Source organism: Novosphingobium sp. TCA1, from assembly GCF_009811895.1.
GTDB lineage: Bacteria > Pseudomonadota > Alphaproteobacteria > Sphingomonadales > Sphingomonadaceae > Novosphingobium > Novosphingobium panipatense_A.
This window is the reverse complement of sequence record NZ_BLJH01000038.1, coordinates 23,162-29,739: the sequence shown is the minus strand read 5'-3', so window position 1 is coordinate 29,739 and position 6,578 is coordinate 23,162. Positions and strand designations below refer to the sequence as shown.

The window sequence follows — 6,578 nt, the reverse complement described above, 5'->3', positions numbered from 1 at the left end:
GCCGCCACCGTTCCGGCGCCACCGGCAAGCGCAGGCTCGAAAATGGCCATCGACTTTACCGTTGACCCCAACGCCCAGCAGCGAAAGGTGGATTTTGTTGCGGAGGGAAATGGGGGGAGTGGTATTGAGCCACATGTCTTGGTCCCGGCGGCGTCACCGAACATGCTGTCAGCGGGTAGCGTCATACCGGCGAGCCTGATCACCGGTTTGCGTTCGGACCTTCCCGGCATGGTGATCGCCCAGGTGACCCAGCAGGTGTTCGATAGCGCGACAGGGCGTATTCTGCTCATTCCACAGGGCGCCAGGCTTATCGGCAGCTACGATAGTCTGGTAGCCTTCGGGCAGAAGCGGGCGCTCATAGTCTGGCAGCGCATCGTGATGCCGGACGGCAGTTCCATTCGCCTCGATAACGTGCCGGCCAGCGACCTGTCCGGCTACGCGGGCCTGGAGGATCAGGTCGACGCGCATACCTGGCAGATCGTAAAGGGCGCAGCGATTTCCACGCTGCTCGGGGTTGGCTCGGAACTGACCTTCACCGGCGAGAGCGATCTCGTTCAAGCCATCCGGCAATCGACCCAGCAAAGCGTGTCTCGTGCAGGCGATCAGCTTGTGTCGCGCAGTCTGCAGGTACAGCCGACCATCACGATCCGACCTGGCGCGCCGGTGCGCCTCGTTGTGCATCGTGATCTCGTCCTGCCGCCCTGGAAACAGTAGGAGCACTCACATGGCCGATCTGAAGCTTCCCGCTTTGCCGGACCGAACTCCGGTCAAGATGTCCATTCATGTGATGCCCGATTTGGCGGATGCCTTGAGCGATTACGCAAAGATGTATGCAGCGACGTATGGGCGAGAAGAGCCTGTCTCTGCGCTGGTTCCCGCGATGCTTGAGGCTTTTCTCAGCAGCGATCGGGCGTTTTCAAAATCGCGCGCTCGTGGCGGCAAATAGGGCCCTGATCTAACCAGCGCAGCGGCCCAAGCACAGCTTCCCTCTTTCAAGGCTGACCAACAAAGGACCTGCCATGGTACGAAACGTCAACAAGGAAATGCGCGCGCTCGGCCAGTTCGATCCGATCAGCGTGCGCATACCTGATGCAGTACGCATGACCGGCCTTAGCAGGTCGAAAATCTACCTGCTCATCGCTGCCGGAGATCTTGAGGCTGCAAAGGTCGGGCGGTCTACGGTCGTCTCGGTGGAGAGCCTGAAGGCTGTGATCCAGGCTCGGCGTATTACGCCGAAAGCGCGCCAGCTTCGCTTGAAAAAAGGCGCTGCATATCGCTGAGAAATTGGCAGCAAGGTTGGACAGTCCGGAAGGGCAGCTTGTAGACACGAAAATGGGATAGCGGACATTCTAACGCTTCGGTCTGGGCTTCCGGCGCCGACCCTTCACGGACACTCAAGCGCCGATTTTCCGTACCCAACTGCCGCCCGTCCAAGGAGATGCAGGGCAGGCTCGTCGACGTCCGAGTGACGGATGTCAAAGAGATTGACTTGAGACCTTGTTCGCCCTGAGCGCGTCGTCGAATGCAGCAAGGCAGAGAAGTGGTCCGAAGAAGCCGGCCGGAATTTTGGGCAGCGATAGGGGGGTGGAGCCCAGATCAATTACGAGCCGATCGAAGGGCAAGCGATCTTGAAAGAACGGCAGGCATCCAGGGACGTTGCGTTGCCACTCCTGGCAGCTGCAGCGGCCGCTAGGGGGCGCACGTTCGGTCGGTGATGCGAAAAAGAATAGGCTCGAAAGATCACTCTTCCGAGCCTTTTTATAACGGGAGGTTGGATGTTGATCTGGCTTAGGTGCGTCGAGTAAATCAAATGCAAGCTCGGACGCGTAGCTATGCAGTGCAATATTGCTGAGAAGGGAAAATGTATGCGTGCATTGGTAGCGGCCTTGTTTATTTTGGCGGCAGGTTGCTCGCAACCCGCGAATGACAAGGTGGTGCCTGAGGAGGTAGCTCAGGACAAAAATGCGCTATCAGTTCCCGCCTCGCCTGCTGCACCCCCAAAGGATGAAGGCACGCCATACAGTGCGCCAGCCGATCCGAACGCCACGTATAGCCTTCTCAGCGTAAAGCGTGGCGAAGACGGTAACATCATCGCAATGACGCGGCGGGCTGGTCCTTCGGGGATCAGCTATTCCAACCGTGAGATCGATTGTGGAGCTCAGCTTGCCCGGTATATCGGCGAGGGTGACACGCGTGAGGAAGCGGGGAAGCTGTCTCCTAACCCGGGCGATATGGCCTCACTCGTGGAAGGATCGAGCACCCACGCAGCGGTCCAAGCTGCCTGTTCGAAAAAGCTGAAGTGATGCCAGGGGGTTAACGCGATCGCTTAAAGTCCGAGCGGCTCACTAGCCGCTCGGACTTTAAGATCGTATGGGAATATCGTGCCGGCGTTCTGCTCGTCGATGGAACTTGGTAAGCCTTAGCTCAACCAGCGCAAGCGCTTGATCGCCGGCAGGGATTCCAACGGGGAGCTGCCCCTGATGAGCTGGAATATAGCGGTGCCTATGCAGATGGCAAATTGTAGTTACAAACAGCGATTGTCGGCGAATAGGATCGTAACGAATTAATTGTTTCCTCGACATTCGATCCGCGACTGTTGTGATCGGTTTTCAATCGAAAGGATTGTTGTCGGCGTAACGCTGTGCGATGAACTTCGTGTTGTTGGTGAACGCGTCAATGTCGTGCTGAGCCAGGTTGTGAAGGATTTCATCAACCTTATGCTGCATCTGATCGAGGGATTCGTTCAGAATAAAGCTGGCAGATTTCCCAGTTTTCCGGAAGATTTCCGAGCGGTGTTCCGCCGGAATGTCGATGTAGCTCTTTATGAGCTTGGGCAGGTGCTGCTCGCGCATCTGAATTACATCGACCTGGGTAAATCCGGGTATCTGCTCCCGTGCCATGGCCTTTTCGGCGTCGAGAAGGCAAGCGAGGATCCGCCGGATCCGTTCTTTGGCGCCGTTCGGAACCCGCTCGTCCTCGTAATCAACCTGCACCGGAGGGATCGCCGGCGCGGCGGGAACGGGAGGGACATTCTGTGCGGGCGTGCCGCTTAGTGCACGGGCAATGCGACTGAATATGCCGTCTTCGCTCATCGTCGTTGATCCTCCTTTCCTAGCTGACAGGATATCGCTCCGGCCTCGTATAAGCCGATCGTCCGGAGAAATGTAGTCGGCCGGCGGAATCCGCCAGAAAAGGAGGATGAGGGGAGCCCTTCCGGTCATCTCAAGGATGACCCGGATGATCAGGATTACTCCCGCGATCCAAAGAAGCAGCGCGATCATGCGAGGCTGAGGATGGGATCCGGCGCCTGGCTGTTGCTGGCGCCATGAGCACGCGCGATGTAGCTCTTGGCCTTCTCGTTCTCGGCTGAAAGCGTGTCGATCGTCGTCTTCATGTTGCCCAGCGCCTTGAGTTTGAACTCATCGACGGCGTCCATGGTGGCATAGATGTTCGCGAAGGCACGCTGGAGAACCTCGACCTGGATTGTGGCGGAACTGGCCTGCTCATGGATTCTGGCTGTGTTTTCCCGCAGCATCACCCCTGTTGCGTCGATGATGTTCGACGTCGTTGTGTTGAGCGCGCTGATCTGTTGCAGCACAAGCCGCTGGTTGGTGAGCGCCTGCGCCACGGTGACAGCTGTGCGGAGCGCGCCGACGGTGGTAGTGGTGGCGCGATCGACACCCTTGATCAGCTCGATGTTGTTCTTTTTGATAAGATCGAGGGCAAGATATCCCTGCACTGTGACCGCCATCTGGGTGAGCAAGTCGGTCGTCCGCTGGCGGACGTAGAAGAGGGCGCTCTCGCGGATAGCCTTTGCCTTGGCAGGGTCGACATGATCGAGATCGTTAGCTTTGTCCTCCAGGCGGGTGTCGAGGGTCTTAGAGATAATGATCATCTGCTCGAGCTTACCCATCAGCTCCCAGAGCTTGTTGCGCTCTCCATCAATGGCAATGTTGTCCTGGAGAAGCTCGTCTTTGCCGCGGGTCAGCGTTGCCATGATTGCCTGGATGTGACCCTGAGCCGACGTATAGCGATCGAAGTAGGCTTTGAGCTTGCTTCCAAAAGGGATGATCCCGAGCAGCTTGCGGGGCTTGAGGAGGTCACCTTCCCGGCTGGGATCAAGATCTTCCACCACGGTCCGCAGCTGGGTGAGCGCCTGGCCGACGCCGCCTTCTCCGTCCATTGCTTTGGTCGGTCGGTCGAGGAAGCGGTTGGATTGGCTGGAAAGTGCTACGACTTCCTTCTGGCCGATGTTGGTGAGCTGGCTGGCCTTGTTACCAAATTCAGGGCTCTGCGCATCGAGGGCCAGTAATTCCGCGACGAAGGCGTCAGCTTTCGTCTGCAATTCCGAACGCACGCTGTCAGACAAAGGAACCAGCCCGGCTGCTTGCTGAACTGGGACGGCGGGCACAGGGGCCGGGGCGGTGAGGGTGAGTTCGGTCATGACGCGCTTTCAGATTTACCGCCTTGGCGGCCCGGGATGTAAATTGCGTGAGTAGGTGCCTTTGTTGCCATAACACAGCAACCCTGACACCTCCTCGTTGGTAGGTTCAAGCCCTCAGCCTAAGCCACCATGATGGACGAAACGTTGTCATCGTCGTCTTCCTTGGCAGCAAACTGCTGCAGGCGGGCGATGACGTTGCCTGCCCAGCGCCGATGGGTCGCCGGCTCGCACATGCTTCCTGCCGAAGCGAAGACGGCGCGGGCGTCCTTGTCGAGGATTGAGCGAGCCTCGAGAACCTCATCACTGCTGGGCTGATAGCAGCCGTGGATGACGGGGATCTGGGAGGGATGGATAGCGGTCTTCGTGAGAAGGCCATGCTCAAGGTCCTGTTCGACCTCGGCCTGTAATAGGTCGAGTGAGGCGTAATGCTCGAAGACCGGCGCCGCGACCGCAAAACCGGCGGGGATGAAGGTCGCAGCCATGTCGCGGATGACATTCCCAAGCGGCCCGTCGTAGGCGGTGCGGCCCTTTGAACGGCGAACGCCCAGAACGTTGAGGATATCGTTGCCGCCGATACGGATTGCCGTGACGCGTTCTTGAAAGGGCATGAGCTGCCGGCAGAGCTGCTCAAGGGCGTTGCGGTCGAAGGCCTCAGCCCCTTCGATCGTGGGCATGAACTTATGATCGTGGCCGGTCATGGGCGCTAGCCACTGAGCCACGTTAGAAGTCTCGACCTTGGGAAGGACGAAGCCGTCGATCGCGCTGATGTTTGGAAGGGCGAGCATCCAATGCAGCATCTGGATGTCTCGGGGCCGTACGTAGACTGTGATCCGGTTGCCGAGCGTTTCCATACGACCAAGGAATTCGACGAAGGCAGCGCGCGCTTCCTCGACTTGATCATCGCGCAGCGAGTCCTCGAGGCAGACCACGATCGAGCGCAGATCAGGGTTGCTCCCCGACACGACGTCGAGGAGGTTGGATCGCAGCACGGGTACGTAAAGGGTCGCCCCTAAAGCGATTGCACTCACTCTTGATCGCCTCCGACTTTCTTGATGATGGTGACTGCGCGGTAGGTAGAAAGGTCGCGCTCTTCGATGGGGACGTCGGACTGCACCGCCAGGTGGACCAGATGCTGGATTTCAGGATCATTGAGGTCGCTGACGTACAATCGATCGGGAACTCGCCGCAGGATAGCCCGTGTAGCTTCGGCAATGCCTGGCTTGATGCGGTTGACGTCGTCGATGCCAGCTTCACTCATGAGATCAGTGAGGAGCTGTTCACAGCGTTCCTTTGCCACCTTTGCGCGGCTGTGGTTCCAGTCGGCATGCCGCGAAGGGTCGAAAGGTGCAGCTTCGACGCATTCAATGAATTCGGTGCTGATATCGTGATCAGCATGCTCCGACATGAAGCGGCACGCATGGAAGTCGCTTTCGCCGACAACGGTATCGTTGAGCACGGACCGGCTGATCAGCCCCGAAACGATCCCATTCAGCAGGCCGCTCGGAATGACGTAATCTTCCGTGGTAGCGGCAAGGTGAGCGCAGCCAGCCGGGTCGGCCACGACTGCAAGGAAGGGCTTGAAGCCGAGATCGCTTGCCTCGAGAGATTCCACCAGCTGCTTGGTGATGGCACCCTTGCCCGTCCATCCGTCGACAAAGACGGCAGTGTCGGTGCCATGCCGCTCCTTGATGTATCGCAGGGCATTCTCATCGATGCCGCGGCCGCGGATGATGCTGACCGAATAGTGATGGGCGGTGACGCCGGTCCGCTCGAGTTCGCGCTTGAGGAGGACGCCGATTGGCGTGCCTGCGCGGGCGAGGGAGATCACCACGCATTCGTTGCCGGTCTCCGGGCGGTTGCCGATGCGCCGAGCGAGATGATGGATATCCATCTTCAAGCGGGAAGCATTGCGCGTGAGGGCGACCCGATACAGGCGCATATAGCGCTTATCGGGCACGGCCTCTGATGAGAGCATTTCCGAATAGTGGGCAGCACCAGACTGAATCAGTCGCTCTTTCTCTGCCACCGGGGTGACGAGAATCCGCGACGGCTTGAGGAGGATTTGGACGTCGTTCAGGTCGTAGGTGCCCGAAAACGGGATGACGGCGGTAGCGGTCGTAGTATTCATTTTGTC

General features: G+C 58.7%; 8 protein-coding genes. 4 read left to right on the top strand and 4 right to left on the bottom strand.

Annotated elements, in window-relative coordinates; translation table 11 throughout:
• The 4 genes from NTCA1_RS24865 to NTCA1_RS24850 all read left to right on the top strand — a co-directional run.
• Nucleotides 1-714 (top strand): TrbI/VirB10 family protein (locus NTCA1_RS24865; RefSeq protein WP_201282597.1); only part of this gene is annotated, 714 nt, incomplete at its 5' end.
• Between the two features lie 10 nt (nucleotides 715-724).
• A complete protein-coding gene (locus NTCA1_RS24860) occupies nucleotides 725-946 on the top strand; it encodes a DUF2274 domain-containing protein (protein WP_159832150.1) in 222 nt (73 codons plus the stop codon).
• A 73-nt stretch (nucleotides 947-1,019) separates the two neighbouring features.
• Nucleotides 1,020-1,280, top strand: coding sequence for a helix-turn-helix domain-containing protein (locus tag NTCA1_RS24855; protein ID WP_236549565.1), 261 nt, complete (start codon nucleotides 1,020-1,022; stop codon nucleotides 1,278-1,280).
• Nucleotides 1,281-1,865: 585 nt separating this feature from the next.
• Nucleotides 1,866-2,303: a hypothetical protein gene (locus NTCA1_RS24850; RefSeq protein WP_159832149.1), complete on the top strand. Its 438-nt coding sequence runs from the start codon at nucleotides 1,866-1,868 to the stop codon at nucleotides 2,301-2,303.
• A gap of 306 nt (nucleotides 2,304-2,609) precedes the next feature.
• Here the strand turns inward: NTCA1_RS24850 and NTCA1_RS24845 are convergent, their stop codons facing one another.
• From NTCA1_RS24845 to NTCA1_RS24830, 4 genes are all read right to left on the bottom strand, one after another.
• Nucleotides 2,610-3,092, bottom strand: a complete 483-nt coding sequence (locus NTCA1_RS24845; protein ID WP_159832148.1) for a hypothetical protein — start codon at nucleotides 3,090-3,092, stop codon at nucleotides 2,610-2,612.
• A gap of 185 nt (nucleotides 3,093-3,277) precedes the next feature.
• Complete coding sequence (locus NTCA1_RS24840; RefSeq protein ID WP_159832147.1) at nucleotides 3,278-4,444, bottom strand: toxic anion resistance protein; 1,167 nt, start codon at nucleotides 4,442-4,444, stop codon at nucleotides 3,278-3,280.
• Nucleotides 4,445-4,563: 119 nt separating this feature from the next.
• The gene (locus tag NTCA1_RS24835) at nucleotides 4,564-5,472 is read right to left on the bottom strand and encodes an HpcH/HpaI aldolase/citrate lyase family protein (protein WP_159832146.1); all 909 of its coding nucleotides are present in this window, start codon (nucleotides 5,470-5,472) and stop codon (nucleotides 4,564-4,566) included.
• Nucleotides 5,469-6,572 (bottom strand): cysteine protease StiP family protein, encoded by a 1,104-nt coding sequence (locus tag NTCA1_RS24830; protein ID WP_159832145.1) that lies wholly within the window; start codon nucleotides 6,570-6,572, stop codon nucleotides 5,469-5,471. Before NTCA1_RS24830 ends, NTCA1_RS24835 begins: the two co-directional genes overlap by 4 nt.
• Nucleotides 6,573-6,578: the final 6 nt, after the last annotated feature.